Source organism: Streptomyces griseomycini (genome assembly GCF_014203535.1).
Lineage (GTDB): Bacteria > Actinomycetota > Actinomycetes > Streptomycetales > Streptomycetaceae > Streptomyces > Streptomyces griseomycini.
Genome location: NZ_JACHJI010000005.1, coordinates 124881 through 141822, shown reverse-complemented (window position 1 = coordinate 141822; position 16942 = coordinate 124881). Strand labels below are relative to the sequence as shown.

The 16942-nt window shown below is 73.8% G+C and carries 16 protein-coding genes and 1 pseudogene; 6 read left to right on the top strand and 11 right to left on the bottom strand.

Features of this window, described 5'->3' with window-relative positions:
• Positions 1-162 precede the first annotated feature (162 nt).
• Positions 163-1308, top strand: a complete 1146-nt coding sequence (locus FHS37_RS15305; protein ID WP_184821409.1) for an acyltransferase family protein — start codon at positions 163-165, stop codon at positions 1306-1308.
• Positions 1309-1315: 7 nt separating this feature from the next.
• On the opposite strand, the gene FHS37_RS15300 is transcribed toward FHS37_RS15305, so the two are convergent.
• The 3 genes and pseudogenes from FHS37_RS15300 to FHS37_RS15290 all read right to left on the bottom strand — a co-directional run bounded on the left by FHS37_RS15300 (position 1316) and on the right by FHS37_RS15290 (position 2669).
• Positions 1316-1744: a hypothetical protein gene (locus FHS37_RS15300; protein WP_184822115.1), complete on the bottom strand. Its 429-nt coding sequence runs from the start codon at positions 1742-1744 to the stop codon at positions 1316-1318.
• Between the two features lie 92 nt (positions 1745-1836).
• Positions 1837-2118: pseudogene (locus FHS37_RS15295) on the bottom strand (ricin-type beta-trefoil lectin domain protein); the annotation flags it as partial.
• A gap of 194 nt (positions 2119-2312) precedes the next feature.
• Entirely contained in the window at positions 2313-2669 is a 357-nt protein-coding gene (locus FHS37_RS15290; RefSeq protein ID WP_184821407.1) for a hypothetical protein, read from the bottom strand.
• 484 nt (positions 2670-3153) lie between these two features.
• Here FHS37_RS15290 and FHS37_RS15285 point away from each other — a divergent pair, with 484 nt between their 5' ends.
• On the top strand, positions 3154-3576 hold the full coding sequence (locus FHS37_RS15285) for a DUF350 domain-containing protein (RefSeq protein WP_184821405.1): 423 nt from the start codon (positions 3154-3156) through the stop codon (positions 3574-3576).
• Positions 3577-3838: 262 nt separating this feature from the next.
• The gene (locus FHS37_RS15280) at positions 3839-4252 is read left to right on the top strand and encodes a cytidine deaminase family protein (RefSeq protein WP_184821403.1); all 414 of its coding nucleotides are present in this window, start codon (positions 3839-3841) and stop codon (positions 4250-4252) included.
• Positions 4253-4279: 27 nt separating this feature from the next.
• Here FHS37_RS15280 and FHS37_RS39360 read toward each other — a convergent pair whose 3' ends face one another.
• From FHS37_RS39360 to FHS37_RS15255, 5 genes are all read right to left on the bottom strand, one after another.
• Positions 4280-4672, bottom strand: a complete 393-nt coding sequence (locus FHS37_RS39360) for a cellulose binding domain-containing protein (RefSeq protein ID WP_184821401.1) — start codon at positions 4670-4672, stop codon at positions 4280-4282.
• Positions 4673-4731: 59 nt separating this feature from the next.
• Entirely contained in the window at positions 4732-5262 is a 531-nt protein-coding gene (locus tag FHS37_RS15270) for a hypothetical protein (RefSeq protein ID WP_184821399.1), read from the bottom strand.
• A 277-nt stretch (positions 5263-5539) separates the two neighbouring features.
• Positions 5540-7771, bottom strand: coding sequence for a catalase/peroxidase HPI (katG, locus tag FHS37_RS15265; protein ID WP_184821397.1), 2232 nt, complete (start codon positions 7769-7771; stop codon positions 5540-5542).
• 494 nt (positions 7772-8265) lie between these two features.
• Positions 8266-8811 (bottom strand): DUF488 domain-containing protein, encoded by a 546-nt coding sequence (locus tag FHS37_RS15260; protein WP_184821395.1) that lies wholly within the window; start codon positions 8809-8811, stop codon positions 8266-8268.
• A gap of 22 nt (positions 8812-8833) precedes the next feature.
• Positions 8834-9535: a helix-turn-helix transcriptional regulator gene (locus FHS37_RS15255; RefSeq protein ID WP_184821393.1), complete on the bottom strand. Its 702-nt coding sequence runs from the start codon at positions 9533-9535 to the stop codon at positions 8834-8836.
• Between the two features lie 66 nt (positions 9536-9601).
• Here FHS37_RS15255 and FHS37_RS15250 point away from each other — a divergent pair, with 66 nt between their 5' ends.
• A complete protein-coding gene (locus tag FHS37_RS15250) occupies positions 9602-10033 on the top strand; it encodes a hypothetical protein (protein ID WP_184821392.1) in 432 nt (143 codons plus the stop codon).
• Between the two features lie 7 nt (positions 10034-10040).
• On the opposite strand, the gene FHS37_RS15245 is transcribed toward FHS37_RS15250, so the two are convergent.
• Positions 10041-10922: a YegS/Rv2252/BmrU family lipid kinase gene (locus FHS37_RS15245; RefSeq protein WP_184821390.1), complete on the bottom strand. Its 882-nt coding sequence runs from the start codon at positions 10920-10922 to the stop codon at positions 10041-10043.
• A 63-nt stretch (positions 10923-10985) separates the two neighbouring features.
• Complete coding sequence (locus FHS37_RS15240) at positions 10986-12578, bottom strand: FAD-binding oxidoreductase (protein ID WP_184821380.1); 1593 nt, start codon at positions 12576-12578, stop codon at positions 10986-10988.
• A 73-nt stretch (positions 12579-12651) separates the two neighbouring features.
• Between FHS37_RS15240 and FHS37_RS15235 the strand changes: the two genes are divergently transcribed.
• Complete coding sequence (locus tag FHS37_RS15235) at positions 12652-13260, top strand: TetR/AcrR family transcriptional regulator (protein WP_184821378.1); 609 nt, start codon at positions 12652-12654, stop codon at positions 13258-13260.
• A complete protein-coding gene (locus tag FHS37_RS15230) occupies positions 13257-14882 on the top strand; it encodes a glycerol-3-phosphate dehydrogenase/oxidase (protein WP_184821376.1) in 1626 nt (541 codons plus the stop codon). Before FHS37_RS15235 ends, FHS37_RS15230 begins: the two co-directional genes overlap by 4 nt.
• On the opposite strand, the gene FHS37_RS15225 is transcribed toward FHS37_RS15230, so the two are convergent.
• Positions 14846-16897: a discoidin domain-containing protein gene (locus FHS37_RS15225; protein ID WP_184821373.1), complete on the bottom strand. Its 2052-nt coding sequence runs from the start codon at positions 16895-16897 to the stop codon at positions 14846-14848. The genes FHS37_RS15230 and FHS37_RS15225 overlap by 37 nt on opposite strands.
• Positions 16898-16942 lie beyond the last annotated feature (45 nt).

Genomic DNA, 16942 nt, shown 5'->3' with positions numbered 1-16942 from the left:
CCTGATCAACGGACGCGGTCGCGGCCGTGTTCCCGCACGGGGAATCCTCGGCTCATCGGATGAAGGGACGCCGCACGCCGGAGCAGCGGAAGCTCCGGCGTCCCGGTCAGCGGCCGGACCGGTCGGAGGTTTAGCCGTCGCGGGACGGGTGAGGCGGCTGGGATGTCGTCGCCCCGCACCTCCGCCACCGCATCCCGTACGGGACGTCCCGCCGCGTCACAGCCGGTCCGCGCGGCCGCCGCGAGCGAGGCGGCACAGGAGGCGCGCGCCGGAGGGGACGGGAAGTCCCGGCGGGCGCCCCGGCGTGACGCGTTCTTCGACAACGCCAAGTACCTGGCGATCGTGCTGGTGGCGGTGGGGCACGCGTGGGAACCGCTGCGCGACGACAGCCGGGCCGTCAGCGCGCTGTACATGCTCGTCTACGCCTTCCACATGCCCGCGTTCATCGTCATCGCCGGTCACCACTCACGCGGTTTCGACGGCAGCGAGGGGCGCGTCAAGCGCCTGCTCACCGGGGTGGCGCTGCCGTACGTGGTGTTCGAGACGGCGTACACCCTGTTCACCCGGTGGACGGACGGCGTGCCCGACCGGCCGGTCACCCTTCTGGAGCCGCTGTACCTGACGTGGTTCCTGGCCGCCCTGTTCGTGTGGCGGCTCACCACGCCGTTGTGGAAGCTCGTGCGGTGGCCGGTGCCGCTGGCGCTCGTCGTCGCCATGGCGGCCTCCCTCTCCCCCTCCCTCGGCGAGGACCTCGACGTGCAGCGCACCCTGCAGTTCCTGCCGTACTTCGTGCTGGGTCTCTTCCTGCGGCCGGAGCACTTCCGGGCGGTGCGCCGGCGCCGGGTGCGGGTCCTGGCCGTACCGGTGTTCGCCGTGGCGCTGGCCGTGGCGTACTGGGCGGTCCCCCGGGTGACGTCCGCCTGGCTCCACCACGGCGACAGCGCGCAGGAACTGTCCGCTCCCGCCTGGTACGGCCCCGTGGTGACCCTGGTCCTCTTCGCCTCCTCGCTGCTGCTCGTCGCGTGCTTCCTCGCCTGGGTGCCGGGGCGGCGGACGTGGTTCACCGCACTGGGCGCGGCCACGCTGTACGGCTATCTCCTGCACGGTTTCGTCGCGCAGGTCAGCAAGTACTGGGGCTGGTACGAACCCGGCTGGCTGCACCGTCCGCTCGGCGCGGTCGTCGTCACCCTGGTCGCCGCGGTGGTCGTGACCGCTCTGTGCACGGCGCCCGTGCGGCGGGTCTTCCGGTGGGTGGTGGAACCGAAGCCGGACTGGGCCTTCCGCCGCCCGGTGACCGAACGGACGTGAGGCCGGGTCAGGCCTCGGCGCGGTCCGGCGCCGCTGTCGTCCCGGCGCGGCCGTGGGCCGCGCCGGTGCCGGTGGCGCGCCGCTCGTACCGGAGCGCCACCGCCGTCGCGACGGCGCCGAGGCCCTCCCAGACCCCGACGCCGATGAACACCTCCGGTGCCCTTCCGCCGATCACCGCGGCCGTGAACACCGTGCACGTCAGCAGCCTGAAGGGCACCGTCCAGCGGAAGAAGGCCCGCCAGTCGGCGAGCGCCGCCAGGACGTAGTACACGCCCATGTTGAGCGCCGCCGTCGAGGACGCCGTCACGAAGGCCGACGTGTGGTCACCGCTCCCCCGCCCGCCGGGCGTCGCGAGGCCGAGCATCGACAGCTGCGCGGCCGGCGAGACGAGGCCCACCGCGCCGAGCGCGGCGGCGAGCACGCCGAAGACGGCCATGGTCCAGCCCGAGGCTGAGCGGGGGAATCGCACGCGGTGATCGTAGCGACGACCGGGGCGGCCGCAGGTCCCTTCCGGGAGGCTGCCGTTGCTCAGCCCACCGTCCACTTCTGGTTCGCGCCGCCGGTGCAGGTCCAGATCTGCAGCCGGGTGCCGTCGGCCGGGCTGTTGCCGGTCACGTCCAGGCACTTGTCGGCCCGCGGGTTGACGATGTCGCGCGCGGCGGTGACGACCCACTGCCGGGCGGCGGCGCCGTTGCAGTCCCACAGCTGGACGGGGGTGCCGTCGGCCGTGCCGCCCGAGGTGACGTCCAGGCACTTGCCGAGCGCGCGGATCGTGCCGTCACCGCCCGCGGTCCACCGCCGGGCGGCGGTCAGCCGTCTGCGGAACGTGCGCGGAGAGGACACGGCTCCCCCTTCCGTACGGCGCACCCGTGTGCACGGGTACGCCGACCGGAGTGGTAGGGGGCAGAGGCACGTCCCTTGATCCAGGGTGTGCACCGAAAGGGCGTCACCACCCTGGCACGGACCAGGAGTCCGCGGCGCGCCTCCCCGCGGCCCGGGCCCGGTCAGGCCGTGCTGCCCCACGAGGGCCGGTGGGCGCAGCCGGGGTCGTGCTCGGTCGCGCACGACGTCCACCAGCGTTCGCAGCACGCGGCCTGCACCTCGGCCCGGGCGAGCGCCGCGACGGCCTCGTCACGCCACGCCGCCCGGCGCCCCTCCCGCTCCCTGAGGACGGCGACAGCGCGCCGTTCGTCGGCGATGACGGTCTCGCGGACGATCCCCAGGACCGGGGTGAAGGCGGCCGCGGCCATGGCGAGGGTGCTCCAGACCGGGACGGCGCCCCAGGTCCGAACGGTACAGAAGGACAGCCAGAGGGCGACGGCGACGTAGAGGACGGTGAGCGTGCGGCTGCCTCTGCTCATGGCGGTTCTCCTTCTCGGTCCCTCGTGGATCGTGCCGACCGGCCCACCACCGCGCCCCGTCGGCTCCGACTGGACTTCTGATGCCCTCGATGTGCGCCGCCATGACTCCGGAGCACGACGTGCCGCCGGCACGGCCGGCCACGGTGTCCGCGACGGCCGGGAGCGGGCGGACCCGTGCGGAGGGGGAAGGGGCGGGGCCGCGGGCCGAGGCGCGGCCTCCGTACGCGAATCCGGCGTGCGGTCCGGCCACTTCGGCGTCGGGTTCCGCGAAGGCGAGCCGTGCCGGGGGACCCGGCCGAGGGTGCCGTCCTCGGTGCGGACCGTCGGCGGCGCCCCTGGAGGGCGCCGTGCGGAGAGCGGCCTTCGGTCCGGCGGACGGCATCGGCGACCGCGCCGGTCCGGGGGTCGAACGGGTGCGCTACATTTTGCTCGCCCTCGACCGCGATCACTCACGATCCCTCACGCTACGGAGCCGGCACATCCCATGAGCGACATCGTCAACGGCCTCGGCCGGGCCACCGCCTACGGCGCACTCGGCCTGGTCCTGCTGGTCCTCGGCATCGTCCTGGTCGACGTCCTGACGCCCGGAAAGCTCGGCCGGCAGATCTGGGAGGAGCGCAACCGCAACGCCGCCGTGGTGCTCAGCTCCGCCCTGCTCGGCATCGGCGGGGTGGTGTTCACGTCCATCTGGACGACGTACGAGGACTTCGGCAAGGGGCTGGTGTCGACCGCGGCGTTCGGGCTGCTGGGGCTGGTGATGATGGCGGTGGCGTTCCTGGTGGTGGACCTCATCACGCCGGGGCGCCTGGGCGCGACGCTGGTCGACCCGGAACCCCACCCCGCGGTCTGGGTGACGGCGTCCTGCAACCTCGCGGTGTCCGCCGTCGTCTCGGCGTGCATCGCCTGACACCGGCCCTCCTCGCCGCTTCGGCGCCGTCGTCGTCCGTCCGGTTCCCGTGCCGTCCGCGGGAGCCGGACGTCCTGCGTTCCGGCCGGGTGGGCGCCGGGACGGCGGCGGCCCTCCGGAACCGCCCCGTGGCCGGACGGCCCGGTTCGCCCGCCCGGTCCGCCGCTGCGTCGCCCGGCGGAACGAGCACACCGCCGATATTCGCTTGCGCGCCCCCGCCACCCGGGTCAGTGTCTCCTGGCACCCGAGGGAGGCAGAGAAGATGACCACGCAGTCCCGCCCCGTCGACCACGAGCTCGTCCGGGCCGCGGCCCACGTCGCCCGCACGCGCTGCCGGGGCGACAACCACACCATGGCGGCCGCGGCCCGAGCCCGGGACGGCCGGATCGTCACCGCGGTGAACGCCTACCACTTCACGGGTGGCCCCTGCGCCGAACTGGTCCTCATCGGCGCGGCGGCCGCCCAGGGCGCCTACGAGCTGGACACCGTCGTCGCCGTGGGCGACCGCGACCGAGGGGTCGTTCCCCCGTGCGGCCGGTGCCGTCAGGTCCTTCTCGACTACTTCCCCACGCTCGAGGTCATCGTCGGCGGGGGCGACCGCGTCCGGTCCGTCCCCGTCACCGACCTGCTGCCGGAGAGCTACGTCTGGGCCGACCACCAGCTCGCGGCCGAGTGACCCGCGTGTCCGGCCGGCCCGGGCCGCTCAGGGGCTGTGGCAGGTGAGCGTGTGCGGCGCCGTCGACGAGCCGCCGGTGGCCGTGAAGCCGAAGGTGGCCGTGGAGCCCGGCTCGACGGTGCCGTTCCGGGCGGTGTTGCGCACGGTGACGGCTCCGGTGGTTCCGGAGTGCAGACCGTTCCAGAGGCTGCGGACGGACCGGCCGGGCGCGAGCGTCATGCCGACGGTCCGGCCGTCGAGCGCGCGGGTGCCGTCGTCGCGTACGGAGACCTCGCCCTGGAGGCCGCCGGACCAGCTGTTGACGGTGCGGTGGGTGGCGGTGCAGGCGCCACCCGGAGTGCCGGGGCCGCCGCCGGTGTCGCCTCCCGTGTCACCGCCGTTGCCCCCGCCCGTGCCGAGCCCGGCGTCTGGATGCGGCACCGCTGAACGGCGGTGCCGCGGCCTCGACGGGGCGGGCGTCGTCGCGGCGTCCGCCCGGATCACGCCGCGTACCGGCGCTCCTTCGCCGCGCGCATCGACACGGGCTGCTGCTGGACGCGGGCGGCCGTGCGGACACGGTACGTCGTCCGGTGGGGGTCCACGACGGGCTCCCCGAGGGTGATCCGTCCGGCTGCGTGCAGCTCGTCGCACTCGGCGGTGGGCAGGGCGGCGTAGCAGCCCCCCGTGCCGGTGGCGGGGTCGATCGGGCGCCAGTAGCTGTACCGGCGGCGGCCGTTCGCGTACACGGTGACGTAGGTGGGAGTGCGGGGATCGGAGACGATGCGCAGTACGTCGACGCGGTCGGCACCGAGCGGGGCGCGCGGCCGGGAGGGGGCGGTCCGGAGCACGGACGTGGACGGTCCCCTGCGGGCCGGGCCGCCTATGGGGGCGCCGGGCGGGCTGACGGCCGTGGCGTGCCTCGCGCCGGGGCCGGTGGGGGCCGCGCCCTGGTCGCCGGTCACCCGGGAGCGCCGGCGGCGCGCGGTCGGGAGGACGACGAGGGCGTTCGCCTGGTCGACGGTGGAGAGCATCAGCAGTACCTTTCCGGAGCCGGGACTCGAGACCGCCGACCGTCTACCCAGCGAGGCGCCGGTGTTGATCTCTTTTTCCGATCATTGTGCAACCTCGCACCGACAACGTCACGACGACACGGCCGGATAAGCCACCAGCGAAAGATCATCCGCTGGTTCCTGTGCACGGAAAAGGAGTTGGCGGCCGGCCTGCCCGGGCCTCGCGGGTCGTGGGAGGCCGCCGGGCCGGCCCTCGGGGACCGGCCCGGACGCCGTGCGGACCGGTCGGGCGGAGAACTCAGACGAGGTCGAACCGGTCGAGGTTCATGACCTTGTCCCAGGCCTTGACGAAGTCGCGCACGAACTTCTCCTTCGCGTCGTCGCTCGCGTAGACCTCCGCGAGCGCGCGCAGTTCGGAGTTCGAGCCGAAGACCAGGTCGGCACGGGTGCCGGTCCACCTGACCTCGCCGGTGGCCGCGTCCCGGCCCTCGAAGAGGGCCTGGTCCTCGGACGTCGCCTTCCAGGTGGTGCCCATGTCGAGCAGGTTGACGAAGAAGTCGTTCGTCAGGGTGCCGGGGGTCTCGGTGAGCACACCGTGCGCGGCCTGCCGGTGGTTCGCGCCCAGCACGCGCAGGCCACCGACGAGGACGGTCATCTCGGGGGCGCTCAGCGTGAGCAGGTTGGCCTTGTCCAGCAGCAGGAACTCGGCCGGCAGGCGGTTGCCCTTGCCCAGGTAGTTGCGGAAGCCGTCGGCGGTCGGCTCGAGCGCGGCGAACGACTCGGTGTCCGTCTCCTCCTGCGACGCGTCCACGCGGCCCGGCGTGAACGGCACCTCGACGTCGAAGCCGCCGTCCTTGGCGGCCTTCTCGACGCCCGCGGCGCCGGCCAGCACGATCAGGTCGGCGAGCGAGACCCGCTTGCCGCCGTCCTGCGCGGAGTTGAAGGACTCCTGGATGCCCTCCAGGGTGCGCAGCACCGTCGCCAGCCGGTCGGGGTCGTTGGCCTCCCAGCCGCGCTGCGGCTCCAGGCGGATGCGCGCGCCGTTGGCGCCGCCGCGCTTGTCGCTGCCGCGGAAGGACGCGGCCGACGCCCACGCCGTCGACACCAGCTCGGACACCGACAGGCCGGAGGCGAGGACTCGTTCCTTGAGTACGGCGACGTCCGCGGCGTCGACGAGGTCGTGCGTCCGCTCCGGCAGCGGGTCCTGCCACAGCAGCGTCTCCTCGGGGACCTCCGGACCGAGGTACAGCGACTTCGGGCCCATGTCGCGGTGGGTCAGCTTGAACCAGGCACGGGCGAAGGCGTCCGCGAACTCGTCCGGGTTCTCCAGGAAGCGCCGGGAGATCGGGCCGTAGACGGGGTCGAAGCGGAGCGCGAGGTCCGTGGTCAGCATCGTCGGCTGGTGGCTCTTCGACGGGTCGTGGGCGTCGGGCACGGTGCCCGCCCCCGCGCCGTCCTTCGGCCGCCACTGGTGGGCGCCTGCGGGGCTCTTGAACAGCTCCCACTCGTAGCCGAAGAGGATCTCGAAGAAGCTGTTGTCCCAGGTGGTCGGCGTGTTGGTCCACGTCACCTCGAGACCGCTGGTGATCGTGTCGGCGCCCTTGCCGGTGCCGAAGGTGCTGCGCCAGCCCAGACCCTGCTCCTCGAGGCCGGCGGCCTCCGGGTCGGGGCCGACGTGGTCGGCCGGGCCCGCGCCGTGGGTCTTGCCGAAGGTGTGGCCGCCGGCGATCAGGGCGACGGTCTCCTCGTCGTTCATCGCCATCCGGCGGAACGTCTCGCGGATGTCGCGGGCCGACGCGATCGGGTCCGGGTTGCCGTTGGGGCCCTCGGGGTTGACGTAGATGAGGCCCATCTGGACGGCGCCGAGCGGGTCCTCCAGTTCCCGGTCGCCGGTGTAGCGCTCGTCGCCGAGCCAGGTGGTCTCGGGGCCCCAGTAGACGTCCTCCTCCGGCTCCCAGACGTCCTCCCGGCCGCCCGCGAAGCCGAAGGTCTTGAAGCCCATCGACTCCAGGGCGACGTTCCCGGAGAGGATCAGCAGGTCGGCCCACGACAGGCTCCTGCCGTACTTCTTCTTGACGGGCCACAGCAGGCGCCGGGCCTTGTCGAGGTTGGCGTTGTCCGGCCAGCTGTTGAGGGGGGCGAAGCGCTGCTGGCCGGCCCCGGCGCCGCCGCGCCCGTCGCTGATGCGGTAGGTGCCCGCGCTGTGCCAGGCCATCCGGACGACGAGCGGGCCGTAGTGGCCGAAGTCGGCGGGCCACCAGTCCTGGGAGGTGGTCAGCACCTCGGCGATGTCCCGCTTCACCGCCGGGAGGTCGAGGGCCCGGAACGCCTCGGCGTAGTCGAAGTCCTCGCCGAGCGGGTTCGCCACGGCCGGGTTCTTGGCCAGGATCTTCAGGTTGAGGCGCTCGGGCCACCACCGGTGGTTCCCGCCGCCCTGGGTGGGGTGCGGGGCGCGCCCGTGCGCGACCGGGCAGCCACCCGCTTCCTCCGCCTTGGGGTCGGTGACGATCGCGTCGTGGTTCTCGGTCATGGGAGTCCTTCCGGACGAAGAGGTTCGCGCAGTTCGGGTACTGCGGGAGGGCAACAGCCGGGGCGCGGGCCCCGACGGACGACCCCGGCCCCGACGATCACGAGGCCGTGACCGTGGGACGCGGCCGGGCGGGGCGCGTCCCCGACCGCGCGGTCGACGTCGGCGGCCACGCCGCGGGACCGGCACCCCGGAGGGCGGTGGTGGTCCCCGACGCGTCCCCGTGGCGGGCGGCGCCGGCCGGTGCGACACGGGGCGCACCGGCCCTGCCTCGGTGAGCGCGTGGAGCGCTCCGTGCACCGCCTGCGGGGAGACACGCCCTGTGCGCCGTCGCGCGGAGGCCCGCACCGCGGAGCTCCTCGGCGGTGGTCGACGGCCGGGATGCGGTCATGCGCCGAACCTATAGGCCCAGACGCGAATAATTCCAGAGAACGAACCAGTCCAGTCTTGGGTCGTGTCCGATAACTGCGGGTGACTCCCGGGTTGCGCCGCGCCGTCTACGCCGACGCGGCGGCGGTGTCGTCGTAGACGAGCAGCCCGTCGTCGCGCAGGCGTGCACCCGGTGTGGGGCTGTGCCGTGTGTGGCGCCCGTCGTGCATCAGGTGACGTACCGGCACGCGGCGGGCGAGGAGGGCGAAGTCGGCGATGAGCCGCCGGTGGCACCGCCACCACACGGATTCGCTGCACATCACCGCGGTCGGCTCGCGGGCCGCCTGTTCCAGCAGGGTGTCCATCGCGGTGACGAACTCAGGGGTGCGGGTGTGGGCGGCGTAGCCGCGGAAGGACTCGTTGCGCCAGACGGTGTCGGGCGAGTCGGGCGGCGGTTTGCGGAAGCCGCCCAGGTCCCGTTCCCACCGGTAGGCGATGCCGGCCTCGGGCAGCCATCCGGCCAGCCGGGCCCGTGCCAGGTCGGGATCGCGGCGGCTGCCGGGGCCGATCCGGACGTCCACGACGGCGGTGATCCCGGCGTCGTGCAGCAGGACGGCCAGCGCTTCCCGGTCCGCGGTGCCGTGGCCGAAGGTCGACAACTCGCGCGGAGTCATGGGGCACCTCCTGGCGGCCGGGTCAGGCGGCGGGGTCCAGGCGGACGCAGCACCGGCCCGGTTCCGGCGCCGGACAGGCCTCGAACCCCGTGTCCCCGATCCCTTCGAGGACTCCTCGCATCAGGTGCAGGTTCATGCCGCACACCGTCTCCGTGTGCGCGCGGGCCAGCGCGTGGAAGGGGCAGTTGCCCAGGACGACGGATCCGCCGTCGCGCCGCGGCTCGAAGCCGTACCGCTCCAGCACCTGGAGGACCTCCGTCTCCTCGCCGTCCGTCCCGAGCCGTACGCCCAGTTCCCGCGCCCTGCGGTGCAGCACCTCGCGCACGGGTTCCCCGCCGGCAGCGGATTCCTCCACGGCCTGGGCGAGCAGCCGGCCGGCGAGTTCGTAGCGCCGGTCCGGGAGGCTGACGGCGATCTGCGCGGCCGAGCGGCGGTAGAGCTTGGCCGGACGGCCCGCGCCGGGTCCGCTGCGTCCGCTGCGCCGGACGTGGAGCACGTCGAGCAGGTTCTCCGCGGCCAGGCGGTCCAGGTGGAAGGCCGCGGTCTGCCGGGCCAACCCCAGGGCCTCGGCCGCCTCGTCCCGGCCGACCGGGTGGCGCCGGCCCGTCACGTAGTCGTACAGCCGCCGGCGGGTGGGCTCGCCGAGAGCGGCGATGGCGGAGATGCCCCTGTCCCGTACTTCTTCCGTGTCGTCCACGAACACCAGTGTAAAAGCAACGGCCATTGACTAAAGAGAGAATCCGCGCTTCTATCGTCAATGAGAGTTGTCAATAGAAGAAAGGTGCAGGCCATGGCCTCCACAACCACGAGCGGAGCGCCGGTCACGCCTCGGCGGGCCGCGCTCACCGACCCCGGCTACCAGGCGTACGTCATCCTGCGCACCGGTTTCACCGTGGCGCCGATCCTGTTCGGACTGGACAAGTTCGCGAACCTCCTCGTGGACTGGCCCGTCTACCTCGCACCGTGGATCGACGGCATCGTCCCGGGCAGCGCGCAGTCGGCGATGTACGCGGTGGGGGTGATCGAGATCGTGGCCGGTGTCGTGGTGGGCATCGCGCCGCGCTTCGGGGGCTGGCTGGTCGCCGGCTGGCTCGCGGGCGTCATCGTCGACCTGCTCACGCTGTCCGGCCACTACGACGTCGCGCTGCGCGACTTCGGACTGCTGCTGGGCGCGGTGGCGCTGGCGCGGCTGGCCCGGCACTACGACGGCAACCGGGCCTGACGGGCGGTCAGTACAGGACGCGCAGCGCTCCGGGCAGGACCCTGACCGTGACGGGGAGGACCGCGTCGACCTCCCCGTCGGTGCCGTAGGGGACGTCCCGGTCGGCCTCGATGCGGATCTCGCCGCCCCGCAGGATCCGCACCTGGGGCCGGCGGACGTGTGCGCCGGTCCTGAGCTCGTTCATCAGGGTGAAGAACAGCCGCCGGGGCGCCTCCTCGATCATCACGACGTCCAGCAGGCCGTCGTCCACGCGGGCGTCGGGGGCGATGATGCGGCCGGACCCGTAGAAGCCGGAGTTGGCGGCCACCACCGTGTACCCGGTGTGGGGGTGCTCCTCGCCGTCGACGGTGACCCGGTAACGGACGGGACGCCAGGTCGTGACGGCCCGCAGACCGCCCGCGTAGTAGGACGCGGACCCCTTCAGCAGCCTGGACCGGTTGGCGTGGCGGTTGGCGAGCGCGTCCACACCGGCGTACACGCTGCCGAGGACGACGGTGCGGTCGTGGACGGCCGAGTCGACCTCGATGGTGTCGACCGGCCGCGGCTCGCCGTGGAGCAGGACGCGGGCCAGGGCCTCCGGGTCCCGGGGCAGTCCCAGGGCGCGGGCGAAGTCGTTGCCCCGGCCGGCCGGGACGAGGCCGAGGGCCGCCCCGGTTCCGCTGAGGGCGCCGCCGACGCCGCCCGCGATGCCGTCACCGCCGACGGCGAGGACGATCCGCCCCCGGTCCCCGGCGTCGCGGGCCAGTTCCCGCGCGTGGGCCAGGCTGCGGCTGTACTCGGTCCGCAGTTCGGCGCCCTCCTCACGGAGGTGCCGGGCCACGGCGAGCAGCGCGGCCGCTCCGGTGGCCGCGCCCGCGGTGGGGTTGACGACGGCGGTGAACTGTCGCATCGGGATGCCTCCGGGGCGGGCCGACGGGATGGGGACGGGCGGGTGGCCTGAGGGGGTTCCGGATCAGTCGGCGGGCAGGAGGACGCCGGGGTTGAGCAGTCCCGCCGGGTCCAGCCGCCGCTTCACGGCGCGCAGGGCGTCGACGCCCAGCGGGCCCGCCTCGCGGACGTACCAGTCCCGGTGGTCGGTGCCGACCCCGTGGTGGTGGCTGATCGTGCCGCCGGCGGCGAGGATCGCCTCGTTGGCGGCGTGCTTGGCGCGGGTCCAGTGCGCCACGGGGTCCTCGCCCTGGGCCGAGACCACGGTGAAGTACAGCGAGGCGCCGTTCTCGTAGACGTGGGAGATGTGGCACATGACCAGCGGCGGGGTGCCGGCCTCGGTGAGCGTCGCGGTGAGCGCGTCGCGGACGGAGGCGTACAGCCCGGGGACGCGGGACCAGAACGTCGCCGTCTCCAGCGTCTCCGCGAACGCCCCGGCGTCGAGGAGCGCGTCGCGCAGGTACGGGGCCGAGTAGCGGCCGTGCACCCAGCGCCGGCCCGGCTCCTCGCCCAGGGGCGTGCCGCCGCACGCGCGCAGGACGGCGGCGGCGCGCTCCCTGCGGTAGCGCGTGTCCTCGTCCGTGCCCTCGTAACCGGCGACGGCCGTGCAGCCGGCGGCCTGCCGTGCGTCGGAGCCGATGGCCTGCGGGTTCGCCAGGCCGACCAGGGTCTCGGTCTCGTCGGACAGGCGCAGCACGGTGGGCCGCGGTCCGTCCTGGGCGATCCGGCGCAGCGCGGCGGCCCCCTGCTCGAACGAGGGGAAGTGCCAGCCTTCGTAGACGGCGGTCTGCGGGACGGGACGGACGCGGACGGTCACGGAGGTGATGACGCCGAACGCGCCCTCCGATCCGAGGACGAGCTGACGCAGGTCGGGTCCGGCCGCCGAGCGGGGGGCGCGGCCGGTGTCGAGGGTGCCCTCGGGGGTGGCGAGGGTGAGGGAGAGCACCATCTCGTCGAACCGGCCGTAGCCGGCGGACGCCTGGCCGCTGGAGCGGGTGGCGGCGAAGCCTCCGATGGTGGCCCACTCGTAGGACTGGGGGAAGTGGCCGAGGGTGAAGCCGTGTGCGGCGAGCAGCGCCTCGGCCTGCGGGGCGCGGAGGCCGGGCTGCAGGGTGGCGGTGCGGGAGACGGGGTCGAGGTCGAGCAGGCCGTCCATGCGCCGGAGGTCAAGGGCGAGGAAGGCGCCGCGCGGTTCGGGGGCGAGGCCTCCGACCACGGAGGTGCCGCCGCCGAACGGCACCAGCGGCAGGCCGTGTTCGGCGCACACCCGCAGGACGGCGAGCACCTCGTCGTGGTCCGAGGGCAGGAGGACGGCCGCGGGGATCGCGGCGACGTCGCCCTCGCGGATGCGCAGCAGGTCGGGGGTGGACTTGCCGCGCGTGTGCCGGACGCGGGTCTCCGCGTCCGTGCGCACATGGGCCTCGTCGCCCAGGGCCGCGATCAGGGCGCGGCGCGCGTCCGGTGCCAGGGGGCTCCCGGGGACGGCCATGTCCTCGAGGGCGACGGGCCCGGCCTCGCGCGGCTTCACGCCGAGCAGATCGCGCAACAGCCCGATCACCGTGTCGGGCAGCGGCGTCGCCTTGGCCGGGTCGCCCCAGCCGCTCCACAGCATGTCCATGACTGTCGTCCTCACAGGTCGGGATGAGCGATGCCGTCGCCGGACGGCCTCACATGGCGTTACACTGTTACACATGACGCCTATTCGTCACAACGCTTCCGGCGGTTCGGACAACGACGCGGTGCTCGACGCGGTGCGGGACTGCGTCCTGGCCGTGGGGGTCCGCCGCACCACGCTCACCGACGTGGCCCGCCGTGCCGGGGTCTCCCGGATGACGCTGTACCGGCGGTGGCCCGATGTGCGGTCGCTGGTCGGCGACCTGATGACCCGGGAGTGGATCGCGGTCGCCACCGGGGCGATCCCCGAGCGCGGACCGGGGGTGCCCACGCGTGAGGTGCTCACCGAAGGGCTGGTGGCGGCGGTGCGCGCCTTCGGCGCCCATCCGCTCTTCCGGAAGATCCTCGACGTGGACCCCGAACTGCTCCTGCCCTATGTGCTGGACCGTCGGGGGGCGAGCCAGGAGGCCCTGCTGGAGCTGCTGGCCGGCTCCCTGCGCGAGGGGCACGCCGACGGCTCGGTGCGCGCCGCCCACCCGGAGCGGCAGGCCCGGTCCGTGCTGCTGGTCGTGCAGTCCTTCACCCTGTCCCTGCGCACCATGACCGACGAGGACGACCCCGAACTCGCCACCGAGGCCTTCCTCGGCGAACTGCGCGGCATCCTGGAGAGGACCCTCACGCCATGAACCCCCCCGGCGCCCCCGCATCCGCCTCCTCCCTGTCCGCCGCCCGGCGCGCGCGTGAACTGACCGACTCCGTGGGCGGTCCCGTCGTCGACGTGCTGGTCGTCGGCCTCGGCGCCACCGGCGCGGGGGCCGCGCTGGACGCCGCCGCCCGCGGGCTCAGCGTGGTCGCCGTCGACGCCCACGACCTGGCCTTCGGCACCTCCCGCTTCAGCAGCAAGCTCATCCACGGCGGGCTGCGCTATCTCGCCTCCGGGCGGCTCGACGTCGCCCACGAGAGCGCGGTCGAACGCGGGGTGCTGATGGAGCGCACCGCCCCCCACCTCGTACAGGCACAGCCGTTCGTGCTGCCCCTCACCCCGCTGGTCTCCCGCGGCCAGGCCGCCCTGGCGCGGGCCGGCCTCCGGGCCGGCGACACGCTGCGGCTCGCCGCCCGCACGGCCCGGGCCACCCTGCCCCCGCCGCGCCGGCTCTCCACGGTCGAGACCCGCCACCTCGCCCCCGCCCTGCGGTGCGACGGACTGCGCGGCGGTCTGCTGTCCTGGGACGGCCGGCTCACCGACGACGCCCGCCTGGTGACCGCCCTCGCCCGGACGGCCGCCGCGCGCGGAGCGCGGATCCTCACCCGGGTCAGAGCCCTGGAGCTGACCTCGACGGGGGCCCGGGTCCGTGACGAACTCACCGGCGAGGAGGGCGAGATCCGCGCCCGCGCGGTGATCAACGCGTCCGGTGTCTGGGCGGGCGCCCTCGTCGACGGCGTCCGGATACGGCCCTCCCGCGGCACCCATCTCGTCCTGCGTCCCGAGAGCCTCGGCCCCCTGACCGCGGGCCTGCACATCCCGGTCCCCGGGGAGAGCAACCGCTTCGTCCTCGTCCTCCCCCAGGACGACGGCCGGGTCTACGTCGGCCTCACCGACGAACCCGTGGACGGCGACGTCCCCGACGTGCCCCAGGCACCGGAGACGGACATCGGGTTCCTCCTCGACGTCCTCTGCTCCGTCCTGCACGTCCCGGTCCACCGTGCCGACGTGGTCGGTGCCTTCGCCGGTCTGCGCCCCCTGCTCGACACCACGGCGGGGAACCCGGACGCGGCTCCGAGGACCGCCGACCTCTCACGCCGGCACGCGGTGCTCACCTCGTCCGAGGGCGTCATCACCGTCGTCGGCGGCAAGCTCACCACGTACCGGCGCATGGCCGAGGACGCCGTCGACACCGCCGTCCGCGTCCGCGGGCTGACGGCCGGGCCGTCCCCCACCACGTCCCTGCCCCTGGTGGGCGCCGCAGCGCCGCACGTCCTCGCCGGTCTGCCCGCACCGCGTCGGCTCGTGCGGCTCTACGGCACCGAGGCCCCGGCCGTCCGGGCGCTCGGCGCGGGCGATCCCCGCCTCGACGAGCCGGTGCTGCCCGGGTATCCGGTCACCGGCGCCGAACTGCTCTGGGCCCTGCGCCACGAGGGGGCGCTCGACGAGGAGGACGTCCTCGACCGCCGCACCCGCATCGGGCTCGTCCCCGCCGACCGGACCGGGGCCCTGGACGCGGTGCGCGCGCTCCTGGACGGGGAGTCGGCACAGGACGGTCGAGCGCCCGGTCACCGTCCGTGGACGCCGACCTCGTGGAGCGAGTAGCCCCATTCGGTACCCCGGTCCAGGAACCGGACGCGGAGGTGGCGGGCCGGTGAGGGGGTGAACACGGCCGTGTCCAGGCCGCCGTCGCCGGCGGTGGTGGACCAGACGGTGCGCCAGCCCGTGCCGTCGACGGACAGCTCGATGCGGTACGACGTCCCGTACGCGCGCTCCCAGTCCAGGGTGACCCGCCCGACCCGGTGGGTGGCGCCGAGGTCGACGCGGAGCCACTGGTCGTCGCTCCAGTCGCTGGCCCAGCGGGTGCCCCGGTCGCCGTCCACGGCCCTGCCGGGCGCGTAGCCGGTGAACGGGTTCCACTCCGTCGAACTGGCCGTGGCCGCAGCGCCCTCGGCGAGGTTCACGCCTGCCCGGTGCCGCTCGGAGGCCCCCCAGGTGTCGAGGTAGGACTCGGCACCCCGGAAGAGGTCGTCCACCACCTCCTGCCCGCCCACGCGCCGGATGTCCTCGATCCAGTCGGGGACGAGGCCGTAGTGCGCGGCGCCGTCGGTGTTCAGGTCCCAGGTGCGTTCGCCGGTGGTCTGCCGGTCGAGGACGGACCCGCCGTCGACACTGCGGAAGGGGTACGTGACGGGGTTCGGGGCGTCCGCGCCGCGCGGGGCCGGCCAGCCGCCGACGCCGTTCATGTCCGTGCCGTAGCCGTAGCCCACTCCGTACTCGTCGCGCAGTGCCTCGGTGCGCTCCGCCTCGGCGATGAAGCCCTCCGAGCCGTGCATGTACTGGGCGACGAACCCGCCGAGGCCGTAGACCCGCTCGGTCCAGTCCAGGTCCATCCAGCTGTGCGAGGAGAGGACACCGGGGTACGACGCGGCCTCGAAGATGTCCAGCACCCGGCCGGTGGCCTTGACGCTCATGTGGTCGATCTCGAGCATCATGTTGCGTTCCATCATGCCGCGCACGACGTACTCGCCGAGTTCGGTGAGCCCGCGGACGTTGCACCGGGCGTCCTCGTCGTACGACGGGACCTCCACGCCCGCCGGGAGCCTCCTCTCGGCCTCCGGCGCGGCGGCCAGGCCGACGGGGTTGTCGTGCTGGGGGCCGGTGCACCGCTCCGTCCTCCAGAAGGTGCCGGTCGACAGGAACTGCCCGACGTTGATCGCGGTGCCGAGCGCGCCCTCGTCGAAGCGGACCCCGCACAGCGCGTTGTCGAACTTGTGGCACAGGAACATGCTGCGCACGCCCAGCGCGTACAACTCGTCCAGGCCGGCGTCGATGTCGGCCTTGTCGCACTGCGGGACGTCCAGGATCTGCTTGCACCCGAACGGCTCCGAGGTCTCGACCCCGAGGACGACCGCGAGCTTGCCCTGCTCGACGACGTCCCGGGCCTGCGCGCTGTCGGTGACGATCCGGAACCAGCCCTTGCCCGGGCCGCCGTACATCCCGTCGATGTAGGCCTGCATGTCGTACGTCAGCCTCGCCTGCAGCCGGATGGACGTCATCTCGTCGCAGCCGCGGTCCTTGAAGAAGTACACGGAGCAGATCACGCCGTTGGTGACGAGGTCGTTCACCAGTACGCGCTGTCCGCCGCGCCAGGCGCGCTCGATCCAGGCGTAGTAGTTCTGCTGGTGGGTCAGGGAGTCGTGCGCGGGCCAGTCCGCGAACGTGGGCCAGCCGACCGGATCGTGCCTGCCGTCACCGCCGTTGGTGATGAAGTCGAAGATCGCCAGCGATCCGTCGGGGTAGTGCTCGGGGCAGTCCTCGAGCGCGTCGGCGATGCCCTTCTCCGAGAACGGCTTGCCGCAGATGAGCCGGCCGCCGAAGGCCTCGTTGGACATGACGTGGTTGTGCGCGTCGACGAACCCGCGCACCTCGCCGTCGGCGTCCGTGCCCTTGAACGGCTCGCCGGTGACGCCGATCCGGGAGTCCGGTGCGGGCCGCGCGGCCGGCTCCCACCAGTCGCCGTCGGCCGCGGAACTGGGCGTGGGACCGAAGGCCGCGGCCAGCACGAGGAGGAGCAGCGATACGACGGCGACGCGGCGCCGTCCGTGATCCGTGGTCATTGCGCACGTCCCTCCGGCGACGGAGTTGTCATGGCCGGTGCAAGA